This window comes from Streptomyces sp. NPDC005281 (assembly GCF_040607495.1).
In the GTDB taxonomy this organism is placed as follows: domain Bacteria; phylum Actinomycetota; class Actinomycetes; order Streptomycetales; family Streptomycetaceae; genus Streptomyces.
Map to the genome: position 1 here is coordinate 66,412 of NZ_JBEXGX010000006.1, position 19,532 is coordinate 85,943.

At 74.4% G+C, this 19,532-nt stretch carries 14 protein-coding genes and 1 pseudogene; 13 read left to right on the top strand and 2 right to left on the bottom strand.

Annotated features, from left to right (window positions below; genetic code table 11):
• Window positions 1-57 precede the first annotated feature (57 nt).
• From ABZV42_RS10880 to cobI, 7 genes are read left to right on the top strand one after another with little or no spacing between them, the layout of a single operon-like run.
• Window positions 58-1,029 carry a cobalamin biosynthesis protein gene (locus ABZV42_RS10880; RefSeq protein ID WP_355985648.1) on the top strand — a complete coding sequence of 324 codons (972 nt, stop codon included), beginning with the start codon at window positions 58-60 and terminating at the stop codon, window positions 1,027-1,029.
• Complete coding sequence (locus ABZV42_RS10885) at window positions 1,026-2,621, top strand: cobyric acid synthase (RefSeq protein WP_356051664.1); 1,596 nt, start codon at window positions 1,026-1,028, stop codon at window positions 2,619-2,621. Before ABZV42_RS10880 ends, ABZV42_RS10885 begins: the two co-directional genes overlap by 4 nt.
• A complete protein-coding gene (gene cobN, locus ABZV42_RS10890) occupies window positions 2,618-6,271 on the top strand; it encodes a cobaltochelatase subunit CobN (protein WP_356051666.1) in 3,654 nt (1,217 codons plus the stop codon). The genes ABZV42_RS10885 and cobN overlap by 4 nt, the downstream gene beginning before the upstream one ends.
• Entirely contained in the window at window positions 6,268-8,286 is a 2,019-nt protein-coding gene (locus tag ABZV42_RS10895; protein ID WP_356051668.1) for a putative cobaltochelatase, read from the top strand. Before cobN ends, ABZV42_RS10895 begins: the two co-directional genes overlap by 4 nt.
• The gene (cobO, locus tag ABZV42_RS10900) at window positions 8,286-8,885 is read left to right on the top strand and encodes a cob(I)yrinic acid a,c-diamide adenosyltransferase (RefSeq protein ID WP_355985656.1); all 600 of its coding nucleotides are present in this window, start codon (window positions 8,286-8,288) and stop codon (window positions 8,883-8,885) included. Before ABZV42_RS10895 ends, cobO begins: the two co-directional genes overlap by 1 nt.
• Window positions 8,885-10,336 (top strand): cobyrinate a,c-diamide synthase, encoded by a 1,452-nt coding sequence (locus ABZV42_RS10905; protein ID WP_355985658.1) that lies wholly within the window; start codon window positions 8,885-8,887, stop codon window positions 10,334-10,336. Before cobO ends, ABZV42_RS10905 begins: the two co-directional genes overlap by 1 nt.
• Window positions 10,333-11,082 (top strand): precorrin-2 C(20)-methyltransferase, encoded by a 750-nt coding sequence (gene cobI / locus ABZV42_RS10910; RefSeq protein ID WP_356051670.1) that lies wholly within the window; start codon window positions 10,333-10,335, stop codon window positions 11,080-11,082. Before ABZV42_RS10905 ends, cobI begins: the two co-directional genes overlap by 4 nt.
• Before the next feature lie 101 nt (window positions 11,083-11,183).
• Here the strand turns inward: cobI and ABZV42_RS10915 are convergent, their stop codons facing one another.
• Window positions 11,184-11,912: a ZIP family metal transporter gene (locus ABZV42_RS10915; RefSeq protein WP_355985662.1), complete on the bottom strand. Its 729-nt coding sequence runs from the start codon at window positions 11,910-11,912 to the stop codon at window positions 11,184-11,186.
• 109 nt (window positions 11,913-12,021) lie between these two features.
• On the opposite strand from ABZV42_RS10915, the gene cobM reads away from it, so the two are divergent.
• The 6 genes and pseudogenes from cobM to cobC all read left to right on the top strand — a co-directional run.
• A complete protein-coding gene (gene cobM, locus ABZV42_RS10920; protein ID WP_355985664.1) occupies window positions 12,022-12,891 on the top strand; it encodes a precorrin-4 C(11)-methyltransferase in 870 nt (289 codons plus the stop codon).
• Between the two features lie 83 nt (window positions 12,892-12,974).
• The gene (cbiE, locus tag ABZV42_RS10925; RefSeq protein ID WP_355985718.1) at window positions 12,975-14,243 is read left to right on the top strand and encodes a precorrin-6y C5,15-methyltransferase (decarboxylating) subunit CbiE; all 1,269 of its coding nucleotides are present in this window, start codon (window positions 12,975-12,977) and stop codon (window positions 14,241-14,243) included.
• The gene (gene cobJ, locus ABZV42_RS10930; protein ID WP_356051672.1) at window positions 14,240-15,946 is read left to right on the top strand and encodes a precorrin-3B C(17)-methyltransferase; all 1,707 of its coding nucleotides are present in this window, start codon (window positions 14,240-14,242) and stop codon (window positions 15,944-15,946) included. The genes cbiE and cobJ overlap by 4 nt, the downstream gene beginning before the upstream one ends.
• On the top strand, window positions 15,943-16,125 hold the full coding sequence (locus tag ABZV42_RS10935) for a hypothetical protein (RefSeq protein WP_355985668.1): 183 nt from the start codon (window positions 15,943-15,945) through the stop codon (window positions 16,123-16,125). The genes cobJ and ABZV42_RS10935 overlap by 4 nt, the downstream gene beginning before the upstream one ends.
• Window positions 16,122-17,057: a sirohydrochlorin chelatase gene (locus ABZV42_RS10940; RefSeq protein ID WP_355985670.1), complete on the top strand. Its 936-nt coding sequence runs from the start codon at window positions 16,122-16,124 to the stop codon at window positions 17,055-17,057. The genes ABZV42_RS10935 and ABZV42_RS10940 overlap by 4 nt, the downstream gene beginning before the upstream one ends.
• Window positions 17,047-18,117: pseudogene (cobC, locus tag ABZV42_RS10945) on the top strand (Rv2231c family pyridoxal phosphate-dependent protein CobC); the annotation flags it as partial. The gene ABZV42_RS10940 and the pseudogene cobC, both read left to right, overlap by 11 nt.
• 316 nt (window positions 18,118-18,433) lie before the next feature.
• Here the strand turns inward: cobC and ABZV42_RS10950 are convergent.
• Window positions 18,434-19,369, bottom strand: coding sequence for an SCO1860 family LAETG-anchored protein (locus ABZV42_RS10950; RefSeq protein ID WP_356051674.1), 936 nt, complete (start codon window positions 19,367-19,369; stop codon window positions 18,434-18,436).
• Between the last annotated feature and the right edge of the window lie 163 nt (window positions 19,370-19,532).

Below are 19,532 nucleotides of genomic sequence, written 5' to 3' on the forward strand. Positions count from 1 at the left end.
CGTTGCCCGTTTCGCTGAGTACGAAGGTTCCGCTCCACCCCACGGCCGGCTGACCCCGTGCGTGCCGATCGCGTCTTCGCGTACGGCGCCGCCGCCGGCCTCCTCGGCGACCTGCTGCTCGGCGATCCCCGCCGTGGGCATCCGGTCGCCGTGTTCGGGCGGGCCGCCGCTGCCGTCGAGCGGACTCTGTGGCGGGACCACCGCGGGTGGGGCGCGCTGCACACGGCCCTCTGCGTGGGCGGCGCCACCGGACTCGCCGCGCTCGCGAGCCATGGCGTACGCACCTCACGCACCGCCTCCGTCGCCCTGACCGCCGCCGCCACCTGGTCCGTCGTCGGAGGGACCTCCCTCGGCCGCGAGGCCCGGGCGATCGGCGGCGCGCTCGCGGCCGGTGACCTCGACGTCGCCCGGGAGCGGCTGCCGCATCTGTGCGGACGCGATCCGCAGGCGCTGGACGCCGACGGTGTCGCGCGCGCCGTCGTCGAGTCCGTCGCCGAGAACACCTCCGACGCCGTCGTGGGCGCCCTGGTCTGGGGCGCCGTCGGCGGTGTGCCCGGGCTCGTCGCCTTCCGCGCCGTGAACACGCTCGACGCCATGGTCGGCCACAGGTCCCCGAGGTACCGGCGCTACGGCTGGGCCTCCGCCCGGCTCGACGACGTCGCCGGCTGGCCGGGTGCCCGGCTGACCGCCGTCCTCGCGGCCGTGGCCGGTCCTGATCCGCGCGGCGCCGTACGCGCCTGGCGGGCGGACGCCCGAAAGCACCCGAGCCCCAACGCCGGTCCCGTGGAGGCCTCGTTCGCGGGCGCGCTCGGGGTACGGCTCGGCGGCACCCTCTCGTACGCCGGACGGGTCGAGCACCGGCCCGTGCTCAACGGCCCGGGGCGCGCCGTGGAGGTCCACGACATCGAACGGGCCGTACGGCTCTCCCGGCGCGTCGGCTGGCTCGCGCTCGGGGTGAGCGCCGCCGGACGGGTTCTGCTCGCCGGAGCCGGACGGGCCCTGTCCACCAGGAAGGGGCGCACCGCATGAGCGGCGGGCTGCTGATCGCAGGGACCACCTCCGACGCGGGCAAGAGCGTCGTCACCGCCGGGATCTGCCGGTGGCTGGCGCGCCAGGGCGTCAAGGTCGCGCCGTTCAAGGCGCAGAACATGTCGCTGAACTCGTTCGTGACGCGCGAGGGCGCCGAGATCGGGCGGGCGCAGGCCATGCAGGCGCAGGCCGCCCGCGTGGAGCCGACCGCGCTGATGAATCCCGTACTCCTCAAGCCGGGCGGCGACCGCACCAGCCAGGTCGTCCTGATGGGCAGGCCGGTGGGCGAGATGAGCGCGCGCGGGTTCTTCGGAACCGCCGGACCCGCCGAGCGGCCGTCGTCGGCCGGGGCGTCCCCCGGGGAACGGCTCCGCGGGGGGCACCGGGAAGCACTCCTGGCGACGGTCCTCGACTGTCTGGCGCAGTTGCGGGGCACGTATGACGCGGTGATCTGTGAAGGAGCCGGCAGTCCGGCCGAGATCAATCTGCGGCGCACCGACATCGTGAACATGGGGGTGGCGCGGAACGCGGGCCTTCCCGTGCTCGTCGTCGGCGACATCGACCGGGGCGGGGTGTTCGCCTCGTTCTTCGGGACGGTCGCGCTGCTGTCCCCCGAGGACCAGGCGCTCGTCGCCGGGTTCCTCGTCAACAAGTTCCGGGGTGACGTCAGCCTGCTTGAACCCGGCCTCGACATGCTGCACGGCCTCACCGGGCGCCGCTCCTACGGCGTCCTGCCCTTCCAGCACGGTCTGGGCATCGACGAGGAGGACGGCCTGCGGGTCTCGCTGCGCGGGGCGGTCCGGGAGTCGGCGGTCTCCTCCCCCGTCGGCGCGGACGTCCTGCGGGTCGCCGTCTGCGGGGTACCGCTGATGTCCAACTTCACCGACGTGGACGCGCTGGCCGCCGAACCGGGCGTCGTCGTGCGGTTCGTGGACCGGGCCGAGGAACTGGCCGACGCGGACCTGGTCGTGGTACCCGGCACCCGGGGCACGGTGAAGGCGCTGGCGTGGCTGCGTGAGCGGGGTCTCGCGGACGCCATCGCGCGCCGGGCCGCCGAGGGGCGGCCCGTCCTCGGCATCTGCGGCGGCTACCAGCTCCTCGGGGAGCACATCGAGGACGAGGTCGAATCCCGCGCCGGTCAGGTCGACGGGCTCGGACTCCTGCCCGTACGCGTGCGGTTCGCGCGGGAGAAGACACTGGCACGGCCGGTGGGCACGGCCCTCGGCGAGCACGTCGAGGGATACGAGATCCACCACGGGGTCGCCGAGGTGACCGGCGGCGAGGCGTTCATGTCCGACGGCGAGGGACACGGCCTGGACGGGTGCCGGGCCGGCGCCGTCTGGGGCACGCACTGGCACGGATCACTGGAGTCGGACGGTTTCCGGCGGGCCTTCCTGCGCGAGGTGGCCGCCGCCGCGGGCCGCCGCTTCGTGCCGGCGGCCGACACGTCGTTCGCGGCGCTGCGCGAGGAGCAGCTGGACCGGCTCGGCGACCTGATCGAGGAACACGCGGACACCGACGCGCTGTGGCGGCTCATCGAGTCCGGCGCGCCACGAGGACTGCCCTTCATTCCACCGGGAGCACCCGCATGAGCACTGTGTTGTTGTTGTCGACCGCCGACACGGATCTGCTGGCGGCCCGCGCCAGTGGCGCCGCCTACCGGATCGGCAATCCGACCCGGGTGGACGTCACCGGCGAACTCCCCGCGCTCGTCGAGGGCGCGGACCTTGCCGTCGTACGGCTGCTGGGCGGAAAGCGGGCCTGGGAGGACGGACTGGCGTTCCTGAAGGCGTCCGGGATCCCGACCGTGCTGCTGGGCGGTGAGTCCGTCCCGGACGCCGAGCTGATGGCCGAGTCGTCGGCGCCCGCGGGTGTGGTCGCGGAGGCGCTGCGCTATCTCGTCGAGGGCGGCCCCGCCAACCTGGCCGAGCTCGCCCGGTTCCTCTCCGACACCGTGCTGCTGACGGGTGAGGGGTTCGAGGAGCCGCACAGGACCGCGGAGTTCGGCGTCCACGGCGAACGGGCCTTCGTCGAAGGCCGGCCGACCGTCGGCGTGCTGTTCTACCGGGCCCACGAACTGTCCGGGAACACCGCGTTCGTGGACACGCTGTGCGACGCGATCGAGGCGCGCGGCGCCAACGCCCTCGCCGTGTACTGCGGTTCACTGCGCGGGGCCGACCCGGCGCTGTACGACATCCTCGGCCGGGCCGACGCGCTCGTCGCCACCGTCCTCGCGGCGGGCGGCACCCACGCCTCCAAGGCGTCCGCGGGCGGCGACGAGGAGGCCTGGGACATCGGGGCGCTCGCCGACCTCGACGTCCCGGTGCTCCAGGGGCTCTGCCTGACCTCGTCGAAGAGCGCCTGGGACGCGTCCGACGCGGCCCTGTCCCCCATGGACGCGGCGATGCAGGTCGCGATCCCGGAGTTCGACGGCCGTCTGATCACGGTGCCGTTCTCCTTCAAGGAGCAGGGCCCGGACGACGTCCCGGTGTACGTCGCCGACCCCGAGCGGGCCGCCAGGGTCGCCGGAATCGCCCTGCGGCACGCCCGGTTGAAGCACAAGCCGAACGCCGAGAAGAAGCTCGGGATCGTCTTCACCGCCTACCCGACCAAGCACTCACGGGTCGGCAACGCCGTCGGCCTCGACACCCCCGCTTCCGCGGTACGGGTCCTCGACGCGCTCGGGGACGCGGGTTACTCCCTGACCGAATACCCCGACAACGGGGACGAGTTGATCCACCGGCTGATCGCCGCCGGCGGCCACGACGTCGAGTGGCTGACCGAGGAGCAGCTCGCCGCCGCCCCGGCGCGCGTGCCGCTCGCCGACTACCGGGCCTGGTTCGACACGCTCGACCCCGGCCTGCGCGCGGGCATGCTGGAGGCGTGGGGCGAGCCGCCGGGCTCCCTCTACATCGACGGCGACGACATCGTCCTGGCCTGCCTTGAGTTCGGGAACGTCGTCGTGATGATCCAGCCGCCACGCGGCTTCGGCGAGAACCCGATCGCGATCTACCACGACCCCGACATGCCGCCGTCGCACCACTACATGGCCGCCTACCGCTGGCTGGAGAACAGTTTCGGCGCGGACGCCGTCGTGCACATGGGCAAGCACGGCACCATGGAGTGGCTGCCGGGCAAGGGACTCGGGCTCAGCGGCGGCTGCGCACCCGACGCGGTCCTCGGCGAACTCCCCCTGGTCTACCCGTTCATCGTCAACGACCCCGGTGAGGGCACGCAGGCCAAGCGCCGCGGGCACGCCACCGTCGTCGACCACCTCGTACCGCCGATGGCCCGCGCCGACACCTACGGTGACCTCGCGAAGCTGGAGCAGCTCCTCGACGAGTACGCGCTGGTCTCCGACCTGGACCCGACGAAGGCCCCTGCGGTCCGCGCGCAGATCTGGACGCTCGTGAAGGCCGCCGAGCTCCATCACGACCTGCATGTCGACGACCAGCCGGACGACGGCGACTTCGACGCGTTCGTGATGCACATCGACGGCTATCTGTGCGAGATCAAGGACGTGCAGATCCGCGACGGCCTGCACATCCTGGGCGGCGGCCCGGAGGCCGAACCGCGGGTGAACCTGGTGCTCGCCGTGCTGCGCGCCTCGCAGGTGTGGGGCGGTGCGGCGAACGCGCTGCCCGGTCTGCGCGCCGCTCTCGCCGGGCACTTCGGCCTGGTGGAGAAGGAGCTGCTCGCCGAGCCGGGCGCTCCGGTCAAGGCGCCCGTCGAGCTGACGGACCTCGTGGAGGGTCCCTCCCGCACGGCGGCCGACGCGATCGACCTGCTGGAGCAGCTGTGCCGCCGGGCGGCACTCGGCCTGGAGGAGCGGGGCTGGGACCCGGCCGCCGTCCCGGCGCTCGTGCGTGAGGTTCTCGGCACCGAACTGCCCGACGCCGTGGCCGTATTGGAGTTCGCCTGCCGCGAGGTCGTACCGCGCCTCGCCCGTACGACGGACGAGATCGGGCACATCCTCAAGGCCCTGAACGGCGGTTACGTCCCGGCGGGCCCGTCGGGCTCACCGACCCGCGGACTCGTCAACGTCCTGCCGACCGGCCGCAACTTCTACTCCGTCGACCCCAAGGCCATTCCCTCCAGGCTGAGTTGGGAGGTCGGGCAGTCCCTGGCCGACTCCCTGGTCCAACGGTATCTCCAGGACACCGGCGCCTATCCGACGTCCGTCGGACTGACGGTGTGGGGCACGTCCGCCATGCGTACCCAGGGCGACGACATCGCGGAGATCCTCGCGCTGCTCGGCTGCCGCCCGGTGTGGGACGACGCCTCGCGCCGGGTCACCGGTTTCGAGATCGTCCCGCTCGACGAGCTCGGCCGCCCGCGCATCGACGTCACGGTCCGCATCTCCGGCTTCTTCCGGGACGCGTTCCCGCACGTGGTCGGTCTCCTCGACGACGCCGTACGGGCGGTGGCCGAGCTGGACGAGCCCGCGGACCGGAACTACGTGCGCAGGCACGCCGACGAGGACACCGCCGAACACGGCGACCGGCGGCGCGCGACCGCCCGTATCTTCGGCTCCAAGCCGGGCGCGTACGGCGCGGGTCTGCTGCCGCTGATCGACGCCCGCAACTGGCGCTCGGACGCCGACCTCGCCGAGGTGTACGCGGTGTGGGGCGGCTACGCCTACGGGCGCGGGCTCGACGGGCGGGCCGCGCGCGGGGACATGGAGACCGCGTTCAGGCGGATCGCCGTCGCCGCCAAGAACGTCGACACCCGTGAGCACGACCTCGTCGACGCCGACGACTACTTCCAGTACCACGGCGGCATGGTGGCCATGGTCCGGCATCTGACCGGGGCGAGCCCCGAGGCCTACGTCGGTGACTCGGCCGTGCCCGACCAGGTGAAGACCCGCACGCTCGGCGAGGAGACGCACCGGGTGTTCCGCGCCCGGGTGGTCAACCCGCGCTGGATGGCCGCGATGCGCCGGCACGGCTACAAGGGCGCCTTCGAGATGGCGGCGACCGTGGACTACCTGTTCGGCTACGACGCCACGGCCGGGGTGGTGGACGACTGGATGTACGAGAAGCTCAGCGCCGAGTACGTCTTCGACGCGGAGAACCAGGACTTCATGAAGAAGTCCAACCCCTGGGCGCTGCGCGGGATCACCGAACGGCTGCTGGAGGCGGCGGACCGCGGGCTGTGGGCGGAGCCGGACGCCGAGACCCTGGAGCGGCTGCGCGCCACCTATCTGGAGCTCGAAGGCGACTTGGAGGGCGACGACCAGTGAGTACCCCGTTCCCGTTCACGGCGGTGGTGGGCCAGGACGACCTGCGGCTCGCGCTGCTGCTGAACGCCGTCTCGCCCGCCGTGGGCGGCGTGCTGGTGCGCGGCGAGAAGGGCACCGCCAAGAGCACCGCGGTGCGGGCCCTTTCCGCGCTGCTGCCGGAGGTGCCCGTCGTCCCCGGGTGCCGGTTCTCGTGCGATCCGGCCGGTCCCGATCCGGCGTGCCCGGACGGACCGCACGAGGCGGGGACGGGCGCGCAACGCCAGGCCCGCATGGTCGAACTGCCCGTCGGCGCCTCCGAGGACCGGCTGGTGGGCGCCCTCGACATCGAGCGGGCGCTCGCCGAGGGCGTGAAGGCCTTCGAGCCCGGACTGCTCGCCGACGCGCACCGCGGGATCCTCTACGTCGACGAGGTCAACCTTCTCCACGACCATCTCGTCGACCTGCTGCTGGACGCCGCCGCGATGGGCGCCTCGTACGTCGAGCGCGAGGGCGTCTCCGTACGGCACGCGGCGCGGTTCCTGCTCGTGGGGACCATGAACCCGGAGGAGGGCGAGCTCAGGCCCCAGCTCCTCGACCGGTTCGGGCTGACCGTCGAGGTCGCCGCCTCGCGCGAACCCGACCAGCGGGTGGAGGTGGTACGGCGGCGCCTCGCGTACGACGACGACCCGGACGGCTTCGCCGCGCGCTGGGCCGACGAGGAGGCCGCCGTGCGTCAACGCATCCTCGCGGCAAGGAAGTTGCTGCCTGCTGTGCGCCTCGGTGACGGGCCGCTGCGGCAGATCGCGGCGACCTGCGCAGCCTTCGAGGTGGACGGCATGCGCGCCGACATCGTGATGGCGCGGACCGCGACCGCGCTCGCCGCCTGGGCGGGGCGCACCGAGGTGATCGCCGAGGACGTACGGCAGGCGGCGCTGCTCGCGCTGCCGCACCGGCGCCGCCGCAATCCGTTCGACGCTCCCGGGATCGACGAGGACAAGCTCGACGAGACGCTGGAGGAGTTCGGGGGCGCGGACGGCGAGCGGGACGACGACCCGGACCCCGACCCCGACCCGGACGGTCCGGGCGGTGGCGGCCGGCCGCCGCAGGACGGGCCTGACGAGGGCACTCCGGCCGGTGACGTGCCCGCGCAGGGCGAGCCCACGGACGACGGGAAGGCGCCGGCCGGACAGGGCGGCGAGCAGTCGCCCGTACGGGCCGCCGAGCCCTTTCGCACGAAGGCGCTGAGCGTGCCCGGACTGGGCGAGGGTGCCGCCGGGCGGCGTTCGCGGGCGCGGACCGAGCAGGGCCGCACGACGGGGTCGCGGCGGCCCCGCGGGGCGCTCACCAAGCTGCATCTGGCGGCGACCGTGCAGGCCGCCGCCCCGCACCAGCTGGCGCGCGGCCGGTCGGGCCGGGGTCTGGTCGTACGGCGGGACGATCTGCGCCAGGCGACGCGGGAGGGCCGTGAGGGCAACCTCGTGCTGTTCGTCGTGGACGCCTCCGGGTCGATGGCGGCGCGGCAGCGGATGGGCGCGGTCAAGGGCGCGGTGCTGTCGCTGCTGCTCGACGCCTACCAGCGGCGGGACAAGGTGGGCCTGGTGACCTTCCGCGGGTCGGCCGCCGAGGTCGCGCTTCCGCCCACCTCCTCGGTGGACGCGGCGGCGGTCCGGCTGGAGTCGCTGCCGACGGGCGGGCGCACTCCGCTCGCGGCCGGGCTGCTGCGGGCGCACGAGGTGCTGCGGGTGGAGCGGCTGCGGGATCCGGCGCGGCGGGCGCTCGTCGTGGTGGTCACGGACGGACGTGCCACGGGCGGGACCGAGCCGGTGGCGCTGGCCGGGCGCGCGGCGCGGCTGCTGGCGGCCGAGCAGGTCGCCTCGGTGGTCGTCGACTGCGAGAGCGGACCCGTCAGGCTCGGTCTCGCGGGCCGGCTCGCGGGCGAACTGGGCGGTACGGCGGTGACGTTGGACGAGCTGCGGGCGGATTCCATCGCCGGTCTCGTCAGGGATGTGCAGGGGACTTCGAGGAGGGCCGCGTAGTGCCGCAGGGACAGCCGGACGTCGTACCGGACGACGGACTGACGACTCGTCAGCGTCGTAACAGGCCGCTGGTCGTCGTGCACACGGGGATCGGCAAGGGCAAGTCCACCGCCGCGTTCGGGCTCGCGCTGCGCGCCTGGAACCAGGGGTGGCCCATCGGGGTGTTCCAATTCGTCAAGTCGGCGAAGTGGAAGGTCGGCGAGGAGAACGCGCTGCGGGTGCTCGGCGCCTCGGGCGAGGGCGGGTCCGTCGACTGGCACAAGATGGGCGAGGGCTGGTCCTGGGTCCAGCGGGATTCCCAGATGGACAACGAGGAGAAGGCCCGCGAGGGCTGGGAGCAGGTCAAGCGCGACCTCTCCGCCGAGACGTACAAGCTGTACGTGCTCGACGAGTTCGCGTACCCGATGCACTGGGGCTGGATCGACACGGACGAGGTCGTCTCGGTGCTGCGGGACCGGCCGGGCACCCAGCACGTCGTGATCACCGGGCGCAACGCGCCGCAGAAGCTGGTCGACCTCGCCGATCTGGTGACCGACATGTCCAAGGTCAAGCATCCGATGGACGCCGGCCAGAAGGGCCAGAGGGGCATCGAGTGGTGATGTCCTCCGTTCCCCGGCTGGTCGTCGCCGCGCCCTCCTCGGGCAGCGGCAAGACGACCGTCGCCACGGGGCTGATGGCGGCCTTCGCCGCGCGGGGGCTCGCCGTGTCCCCGCACAAGGTGGGGCCCGACTACATCGACCCCGGGTATCACGCGCTCGCCACCGGGCGCGTGGGACGCAATCTCGACGCGTACCTGTGCGGCACGGAGCTGATCGGGCCACTGTTCGCGCACGGGGCGCGCGGGTGCGATCTCGCGGTCGTCGAAGGCGTGATGGGGCTGTACGACGGGGCGGCGGGCGAGGGGGAGCTCGCGTCCACGGCGCAGGTGGCGAAGCTGCTGCGGGCGCCGGTGGTGCTGGTCGTCGACGCGTCCTCGCAGTCGCGGTCCGTGGCCGCGCTGGTGCACGGGTTCGCCTCCTGGGACCCCGAGGTGCGGATCGCGGGCGTGATCCTGAACAAGGTCGCCTCGGACCGGCACGAGGACCTGCTGCGCGACGCGCTGGACTCCTCCGGGGTTCCGGTGCTGGGGGTGCTGCGGCGGGCACCGCGGGTGGACACGCCGTCGCGGCACCTCGGTCTTGTCCCGGTCGCCGAGCGGCGGGCGGAGGCCGTCGCGGCCGTTGCGGCGATGGCCGCGCAGGTCGCCGAAGGGTGCGACCTGGACGCGCTGGCGGCGCTGGCGCGGAGTGCCGGTACGTTGCCGGGCGCGGCCTGGGACGCGGCCGAGGCCGTCGGCCCGCCCACCCACGACCAACCGACTCGCTCGGCCGAGAAGCGGGGACCGCTGAGGGCTGTCGCGAGTGGGGAGGCGTTCACCGACCGCCCGACTCGCTCGGGCGGGCGGCGGGCGCCCGTGGTGGCCGTCGCCGGCGGGGAGGCCTTCACCTTCTCCTACGCCGAGCACGCCGAACTGCTCACCGCCGCCGGGGCCGAGGTCGTCACCTTCGACCCGCTCCGGGACGAGCAACTGCCCGACGGGACCGGCGGATTGGTCATCGGCGGCGGGTTCCCCGAGGTGTACGCACCCGAGTTGTCCGCCAACGAGCCGCTGCGCAAGGCGGTCGCGGAGCTGGCGTCGGCCGGGGCGCCGGTCGCGGCCGAGTGCGCCGGACTGCTGTATCTCGCACGGGAGCTCGACGGCCGCCCCATGTGCGGGGTGATCGACGCCGTGGCCCGGATGGACGCGCGGCTCACCCTCGGCTACCGGGACGCCGTGGCCCTCGGCGACAGCTCGCTCGCCGCGGCCGGCACCCGGATGCACGGGCACGAGTTCCACCGGACGGTCGTGGAGCCCGGCGCCGGGGCGGAACCCGCCTGGGGGCTGCGCTCCCCCGAGCGGCGCGTCGAAGGTTTCGTGCAGCAAGGCGTGCACGCGAGTTATCTGCACACGCACTGGGCGTCCGAGCCCGGTGTGGCCCGTCGGTTCGTCGAGAGGTGCCTGACGTCATGAGCAGCAAGCTGATCGGAGTCGGGGTGGGCCCCGGCGACCCGGAGCTGGTGACCGTCAAGGGCGTCAACGCCCTGCGCGCCGCGGACGTCGTCGTCGTCCCCGTCATGGCCGCGCCGGGCGGGGAGGACGGCGGCGAGCGGGGGCGGGCCGAGGCGACCGTCCTGCACTACGTGTCCGAGGAGAAGGTCGTCCGGGTGGTGTTCGCGCTGAACGAGCGGAACGACCGGGGGCGCCGCGAGGCCGCCTGGGACGCGGCCGGCCGGCGGGTCGCGGGTCTGCTCGGCCGGCACGGCACGGTCGCCTTCGCCACCATCGGCGACCCCAATGTGTACTCGACGTTCACGTATCTCGCCCACACCATCGGCGAGCTGGTTCCCGGCACGGTCGTGGAGACCGTGCCCGGCATCACCGCCATGCAGGATCTCGCCGCGCGGTCGGGGGCGGTGCTCACGGAGGGGACCGAGCCGCTCACGCTCGTCCCGGTGACCGCGGGGGCGGCCGTGCTCAAGGACGCGCTGAACGGGCCCGGCACGGTGGTCGCGTACAAGTTCGGGCGGCAGGCCGCCGAGGTGGCCGAGGCGCTGCGGGACAGCGGGCGGCTCGACGACGCCGTCTGGGGGTCGGCGCTCGGTCTCGAGGACGAGTCGATCCGGGCGGCGGCCGAGCTCGACGGCGGGCCGCTCCCGTACCTCTCGACGCTCATCGCGCCCGCGCGCCGCGACGGGACCCGCGGCGGAAAGCTGTGACCCTCTCGCACCCGGCGCGCGGGTCGGATCTCGCGCGCGCACCGCGTCCGGCGCGCGGGTCGCGGCTCGCGCGCCCGCAGCGCCCGGTGGACCGTGCGGGATCAGCCCGCGAGGCCCACCACCAGCCAGATGAAGGCCACGCCCGCGACCGTGAAAAGCAGGGTCGAGCGGGCGGGGTGGTCGTGGTGTGCCTCGGGGAGGATCTCGGCGGCGGCGAGGTAGAGGAGTACGCCGCCGAAGAGGCCGAGGTAGCCGCCGAGCAGCCGCTCGGGGATGGTGAAGAAGAGGGTGGAGGCTGCGCCGATCATGGGGGCCGCGGCATCCGCGTACAGCATGAGCAGGGCCTTGCGGCGGGCGTTCCCGTACAGGCTCGTGATCGTGTACGTGTTGAAGCCGTCCGCGAAGTCGTGGGCGATCACCGCGAGGGACACCGCGAGCCCCATGCCGCCGCCGACCTGGAAGGCGGCGCCGATCGCGACACCGTCCATCGCGCTGTGGCCGACCATGGCGGCGGCCGCCGTGAGGCCCACCTCGGGCGCGCGCCCGTCGTGCTCCCCGCCGCCGTGAGCGGCCTGGCGATGGGCGAGCAGTCGTTCGACCAGATGGGCCAGCAGGAAGCCCGCCACGAACAGGAGCAGCGCCGCCGGTACGCCGAACACCTCGGTGCCCGCCGCGGCCAGCGCCTCCGGCAGCAGGTCGAGGCCGACCACGCCGAGCATCAGGCCGCCGGCCAGGCCGAGCACCAGATGGCGGCGGTCTGTCACCCGCTGCGCCGTCCAGCCGCCGGCCAGCGTCATCAGGAACGCGCCGAGCGCTACGAGGACCGCCATACGCCCTTGCTATCCGATCCACCCCCGGGTCCGCACCTCAGACGCCGGCCCCGGGCCCACCTAAGTCTTCGCAGCACCCCCGATTTCTCGTAGGAGAGGACCGATTCCCATGGCCGATGCCCCCACCGGCAAAGTGACCTTCGTCGGTGCCGGCCCCGGCGCCGCCGACCTGCTGACGTTCCGCGCCGCACGCGCCATCGCCGAGGCCGATGTCGTGATCTGGGCGGCCAGCCTGGTGCAGGCCGAGGTCCTGGACCACGCGCGCGAGGGCGCCGAGATCCTCGACTCGGCGACCATGTCGCTGGAGGACGTCGTCGCCGTGTACGAACGGGCCCTTGCCGAGGGCCTTCGGGTGGCGCGGATCCACTCCGGCGACCCGGCCCTGTGGGGCGGTACGCAGGAGCAGGTCGACCGGTGCGCCGGGCTCGGCATCGAGACCGAGATCGTGCCGGGTGTCTCGTCCTTCTCCGCGGTGGCCGCGATCGCGCAGCGCGAGCTGACGATCCCCGAGGTCGCCCAGTCCGTGATCCTCACCCGGCTCGGCGGCGGCAAGACACCGATGCCTCCCGGTGAGGACGTGCGGGAGTTCGCGAAGCACGGCACGACGATGGCGCTGTTCCTGTCGGCGGCGCGCAGCGGGCAGCTGGTGCGGGAGCTGCTGGAGGGCGGCTATCCGACGACCACGCCGGTCGTGGTCGCCTACCAGGCGACCTGGCCGGAGGAGCTGATCGTGAAGTGCACGATCGGCACGCTGGAGGAGACCGTCAAGGAGCACAAGCTCTGGAAGCACACGCTCTTCCTGGTCGGCCCGGCGCTCGACGCGAGCGGCACCCGCTCGCACCTCTACCACCCCGGTCATTTCCACGGCTTCCGCAAGGCGGACCCCGCGGCGCGCGCCGAGCTGCGTGCCGCGCGCCGCGGCGGTGCGGGCGGTGCGTCGGGCAGTCCGTCCGGCAGTGCGCAGGAACCCGCGTCGTGAGCGTGGACACCTCCAGAGCCGGGGCGGAAGGGCGGCCGGCCGGCGCGGAGCGCGAGTCCTCCGGTCCGGCGGAGCGCTCCGGGGTGATCACCGTCGTCGGTACGGGCACGGGGGCACCGCTGCTCCCGGACGCCGAGGAGGTGCTCGCGGGGGCCGGGCTGGTCGTGGGTGCCCGGCGGCATCTGGCGGCGGCCCGGCTCCCGGAGCGAGCGGAGCAGGTGGCGCTCGGGCCGCTGGCACCGGCCCTGGACCGGATCGAACGGTACGCGGACGGCGGCGCGCGCGGGGGCCCGGTCGTGGTGCTCGCCTCGGGCGACCCCGGGTTCTTCGGGATCGTCCGGGCGCTCGCGGAGCGGTTCGGGGCCGGGCGGCTGGACGTGCGCCCCGGTGTCTCGTCCGTGGCCGCGGCCTTCGCCCGGCTCGGGCTGCCCTGGGACGACGCGGTGGTGGTCAGCGCGCACGGGCGTGATCCGCGGACGGCCGTCATGATCTGCCGGTCGCGGCCCAAGGTGGCCGTGCTGACCGCTCCCGGGTCCGGGCCCGCCGAGCTGGGCGCGGCCCTCGCCCACGCGGGCGCGGAGCGCGTCCTGGTGGTGGCGAGCGCCCTCGGCGACCCGGAACGCGAGCGGGTGGAGCGGGTCACGCCCGCCGAGGCCGCCGCCCGCGACTGGGGTCCGGCGGTCAGTGTCGTGCTGTGCCTGGACGAGGCGCGGGCCCTGGCGCCCGTGCGGACCGTCGCCGGGCCGGTGGCAGGACCGGACCGCTGGGCCCTGGACGAGGGCGAGTTCGCCCACCGCGACTCGATGATCAGCAAGTTCGAGGTGCGGGCGCTCGTGCTGGCCCGGATCGGACCGCGCCTAGGCGACCTGGTGTGGGACATCGGCGCGGGCTCCGGTTCCGTCGCCGTGGAGTGCGCGCGGTTCGGCGCCGCGGTGACCGCGGTCGAGAAGACCCCGGACGGCTGCGGCCGTGTCCGCGCCAACGCGGCGGCGCACGGCGTGGACGTGCGGGTCGTGCACGGGACCGCGCCCGCCGTGCTGCCCGGCCTCGACGGCCCCCACGATCCGGACGCGGTGTTCATCGGCGGCGGCGGACGTGAACTGCCAGCCATCGTCTCGGTGTGCGCGCGGCGGGCCAGGCGGGCCGTCGTGATCGCGATGGCCTCGCTGGACCGGGTGCCGGCCGCCCGGGACGCGCTCACCGCCGCCGGATTCACCTGCGACGGCGTCCTGTTGCAGTCCTCGCGGCTCGCCCCGCTGCCAGGTGACGTCTCCCGGCTCGCGGCCGCCAACCCCGTCTTCGTGCTGTGGGGCGTCCGGCCCCCGGCCCGTACCGAAGGAGTCCCCCAGTGATCGGCCTGATTTCCGCCACGGCGGCGGGCGCGGCGGCCCGTGACCGGCTCGCCACGGCCTGGCCCACGCGTACCCGGGTGTACGACGGGCCCGTGGCGGACGCCGTACGGCGGGCCTTCGCGGAGTGCGACCAGTTGGTGTGCTTCCTCGCCACCGGCGCGGTCGTACGGCTCGTCGCGCCACTGCTCGCCGACAAGAGGACCGACCCCGGGGTGGTGTGCGTCGACGAGGCGGGCAGGTTCGCCGTGTCGCTGGTCGGCGGCCACGCGGGCGGCGCGAACGAACTCGCCCGCGAAGTGGGTGACTTGCTCGCTGCCGAGCCGGTGGTGACGACGGCGAGCGACGCCGTGGGGGTGCCCGGTCTCGACACCCTCGGTCTCCCGGTCGAGGGGGATGTCGCCGGGGTCTCACGGGCCATGCTGGACGGCGAACCCGTGGTGCTGGAGCGGGAGTCGGGCTGGCCGCTGCCCGCGCTGCCGCCGAACGTGGGAAGCCCGGCGGAGCCGGGCGCCGCCGTCCTGCGTGTCTCGGACCGCGTCCGGGAGGCCGCCGCGCGCGAGGCCGTCCTGCGCCCGCCGTCCCTCGTCGTCGGTGTCGGCGCCTCCCGGGGCGCGCCCGTGGAGGAGGTCCTCGGGCTCGTCGAGGACGCCCTGCGCGAGGCCGGTCTCTCCGTGCGGTCGGTGGCCGAACTCACCACCGTGGAAGCCAAGTCCGGGGAGCCCGGCATCGTCGGGGCCGCCGAGCGCCTCGGCGTCCCGGTCGTCACGTACGGCGCCGGGGAACTGGCCGCGGTGACGGTCCCGAACCCCTCCGGCGCGCCGCTCGCCGCCGTGGGGACGCCGTCCGTGGCGGAGGCCGCCGCGCTGATCGGCGGAGGCGAACTCCTCGTACCCAAGCGGAAGTCGGCGCGGGCGGACGGGCAGCCCGCGATGGCGACCTGCGCGGTCGTGCGCCGCCCCGCGCGCGGACGGCTCGCGGTCGTCGGCCTCGGCCCCGGGGCCCGCGATCTGCTCACCCCGCGGGCGACGGCGGAACTGCGGCGGGCCGCGGTGCTCGTCGGGCTCGACCAGTACGTCGACCAGATCCGCGACCTGCTGCGGCCCGGCACCCTGATCCTGGAGTCGGGACTCGGCGCCGAGGAGGAGCGGGCGCGCACGGCGGTGGCCGAGGCGCGCCGCGGGCAGGCCGTCGCGCTGATCGGCAGCGGCGACGCGGGCGTGTACGCGATGGCGTCGCCCGCGCTGGCCGAGGCGTCCGACGACATCGACGTCGTCGGGGTGCCGGGTGTGACCGCGGCGCTCGCGGCCGGGGCGATCCTCGGCGCGCCGCTCGGCCACGACCATGTGTCGATCAGCCTGTCCGACCTGCACACGCCGTGGGAGGTCATCGAACGCCGGGTGCGCGCGGCGGCCGAGGCCGACATCGTCGTGACCTTCTACAACCCGCGCAGCCGGGGCCGGGACTGGCAGCTCCCCAAGGCGCTCGCGGTCCTCGCGGAGCACCGGGAACCGGCGACGCCCGTGGGGGTCGTACGCAACGCCTCCCGCCCGGACGAATCGAGCCGGGTCACGACGCTGGGGTCCCTGGATCCGGGAATCGTCGACATGATGACCGTGGTGACCGTGGGCAACACGGCGACCCGCGAGATCGCCGGGCGCATGGTGACACCGCGCGGCTACCGCTGGCAGAAGGAGGCCGAGTGAGCCCCGTGAACCAGGTGCGGCCCGTGACCCGGGCCGCGCACCCCGGCGGGCGGAAGCGCGCCGGCACCCCGCCGCACCCCCCTGTCCCGCAGGCCGTCCAGGCCTCGAAGAAGACCGCTGGGGCCGACCGGGCCCCGACGACCACCGCGGCCCACCCCGCCGCCGAGGAGACATCGTGACCACCCCGCCCCCCGCCCTGCTCATCGCCGGACACGGCACCCGGGACGAGGCCGGAGCCGAGGCCTTCCGTTCCTTCGTACGGGAGCTGGGCCGCCGCCATCCCGAACTGCCCGTCGCCGGCGGGTTCATCGAGCTGTCGCCGCCGCCGCTGGGCGACGCCGTGAGCGAACTCGTCGAACAGGGGGTACGGCGTTTCGCCGCCGTGCCGCTGATGCTGGTGTCCGCCGGGCACGCCAAGGGCGACATCCCGGCGGCGCTGACCCGCGAGAAGGAGCGGCACCCCGGGATCTCCTACACGTACGGGCGTCCGCTGGGCCCGCATCCGTCGCTGCTCGCCGTGCTGGAGCGGCGGCTGGACGAGGCCCTCGGCGACAGTGTCACGACCCCGGAGCAGCGGGCCGAGGTGACCGTACTGCTCGTGGGCCGCGGGTCGACCGACCCGGACGCCAACGCCGAGGTGCACAAGGCCGCGCGGCTGCTGTGGGAGGGCCGGGGATACGCGGGCGTCGAGACCGCGTTCGTGTCCCTGGCCGCACCGGACGTGCCCGCCGGGCTCGACCGGTGCGTGAGGCTGGGGGCGCGCAGGATCGTGGTCCTGCCCTACTTCCTGTTCACCGGCATCCTCCCGGAACGGGTGCGGCGCCAGACGGAGGACTGGTCCGCCGCGCACCCGGGGGTCGAGGTGGGCTCCGCCGAGGTCATCGGTCCCGAGCCCGAACTGCTCGACCTGGTCATGGAGCGCTACCGGGAGGCCGTCGCGGGCGACCTTCGGATGAACTGCGACTCCTGCGTCTACCGGATCGCGCTGCCCGGTTTCGAGGACAAGGTGGGACTCCCCCAGCAGCCGCACTTCCACCCGGACGACGACGGCGGGCACGACGGACACGGTCACCACCATCACGGGGGACACACACATTCCCATGCCCACTGAAGAGGCCGCCGAGGGCGGGCACGATCTGCGGCACCACGGCGACGCCGAGGTGCGCGACGACGGTTCCAAGCTGACCGATCTGGCCGTGAACGTCCGGGCCGACACCCCGCCCGCGTGGCTGCTGGACCGGATCGCCGCGTCCCTGCCGTCGCTGGCGGCCTACCCGGACGGGCGGGCCGCGCGGGCAGCGGTGGCGGCGCGGCACGGGCTGCCGGTGGAACGGGTGCTGCTCACGGCGGGCGCGGCCGAGGCGTTCGTGCTGCTCGCGCGGGCGCTGGAGATACGCCGTCCGGTCGTCGTGCATCCCCAGTTCACGGAGCCCGAGGCCGCGCTGCGGGACGCCGGCCACACGGTCGGCCGGGTCCTGCTGCGCGAGGAGGACGGCTTCCGGCTCGACCCGGCCGCCGTCCCCGAGAACGCCGATCTCGTCGTGATCGGCAATCCGACGAACCCGACATCGGTACTGCACCGGGCCGGGACCCTGGCCGAACTGGCCCGCCCCGGACGGGTACTGGTGGTCGACGAGGCGTTCATGGACGCGGTGCCGGGCGAACGCGAGACCCTGGCCGGGCGGACCGACGTCCCCGGTCTCGTCGTACTGCGCAGTCTCACGAAGACGTGGGGGCTCGCGGGGCTGCGGATCGGTTATGTGCTCGCCGAGCCCGGGACGGTCACCCGGCTGGAGCGCGCCCAGCCGCTCTGGCCGGTCTCGACTCCCGCGCTCGCCGCGGCGGAGGCGTGCGTGTCCTCGCAGGCTCTCGCGGAGGCGGCGCACGCGGCACGGCGGATCGCCAAGGACCGGGACCATCTCGTCGCGGGGCTGCGGGAGTTCATCTGCACCGACGGACTGCGGGTGGTGGAACCCGCGGAGGGCTCCTTCGTCCTGGTCCGGCTGCCGCGGGCCGCCGGGGTGCGCCGCGCCCTCCGCGGTCTCGGGTTCGCGGTGCGGCGCGGTGACACGTTCCCCGGGCTCGGGGCCGACTGGCTGCGTATCGCGGTACGGGACCGGACGACGGTCAACCGGTTCCTCCAGGCCCTGGACCGGGCGATGACCGTCGCCGGGGACGGGGCGGGGGTCGCCGGGGCCGGTGGAACCTGGGTCGGCGGAGGCGGTGGAGGAACCGGGGCCGGTGGAACCTGGATCGGCGGAGCCGGTGGAGGAACCTCGGTCGGCGGGGGCGGAACCGAGGCCGGTGGCGGTGCGGGCGGAACCGGGGCGGCCGGAGCCGGCGGAGGAACCGGTGGCGGCGGGACCGGTGGTGGCGCCGGGCGCGGAACGGGGATCGTTCCGCCCCGGCAGCCCACGGCGCCCTCGCCCGGCCCGCACCCGGAGCCACCACGCGCCTCCTCCTCGGCCTGACCGGCCGGCGCGGGCGTCAGCCCCTTCGTCGGCGGGAGACGGCGACCGCTCCGCCGCCCGCGGCGAGCAGCACCGCCGCGCCGCCGGCCAGGTACGGCGTCATGGAGCCGCCCCCGGTCTCGGCGAGCCCCTGCTTCGCGTGAGCGCCCTGCGGGGTCGCCTCGGCCACCGGGGCGGCGGCGCTCTCGGACGGACCGGCCGAGGTCGCCTCCTCGGAGGGACCGGCCGAGGCCGCCCCCTGGGCGGCGGGCGCGGCCGGCGACTCGCAGGTGGCCCTCGCCAGTGTCACCGTGCCCTCGACCGCGGCCACGCCCAGCTTCAACGGGTCGACGGACACGTCGAGTTCGAGCGCCGACGCGGCGGCCGTCCGGGAGGTCGTCCCGGTCCTGGAGAGATCGAGCCGCACCTCCCCGACCCCGGGGACCTTCACCCGCGTGGGTCCGCCCGTCGTCAGCGTGACCTTCTTGCCGAGAACGGTGACGGATCCCAGCAGATTCGCGGTGGCGACGGGCTTCCTGCCCGCCTCGCAGGTCGCCTTCGAGGTCACGTCCTCGACCTCGATGAGTGACAGCAGCGGCAGTCCCGGGACGTGGACGCGAGCATGCGCCAGACGGGTGGACGCCTCGGCCTTCGAGGCGGAGACGGTGGCCTCGGCGGTGGCGACGCCCGCGCGCAGCACGCTGAACGGACGCCCGCCGTCGACGCCGTCCAACTGGGCGGTGAGCGCGGTCTTCTCGGCACTCCGCGGTGCCTGCACCTCGTTCAGGGAGACCACGAGCGGGACGTCCACGGTCTTCTTGAGGAGGGACACGTCGAGCTCGGTGCGGAGCACGACGGCGCTCGCGCGGCCGTGGTCGTCGCTCGCCCGGGCCGAGCCCGCGCCGGCCAGCGCGGTGGGACCCGCGGCGAGGACGGTGGCGGCCGCGGTGACGGCGAGACGGCGTGCGGGCATGCGGTGGTTGATGCTGTTCAAGGGTGGGACCCCCATAGGAGAAAGCCTGGGACCCGGAAAGAATTACGCACTGAGAGTGAACAGTCAGCCACCTGACGTGAGTTCACTCCATCGTGGGTTTCCCGCTCACGCCTTCGAATCTCGGGGCACGACTGTTCCCCAC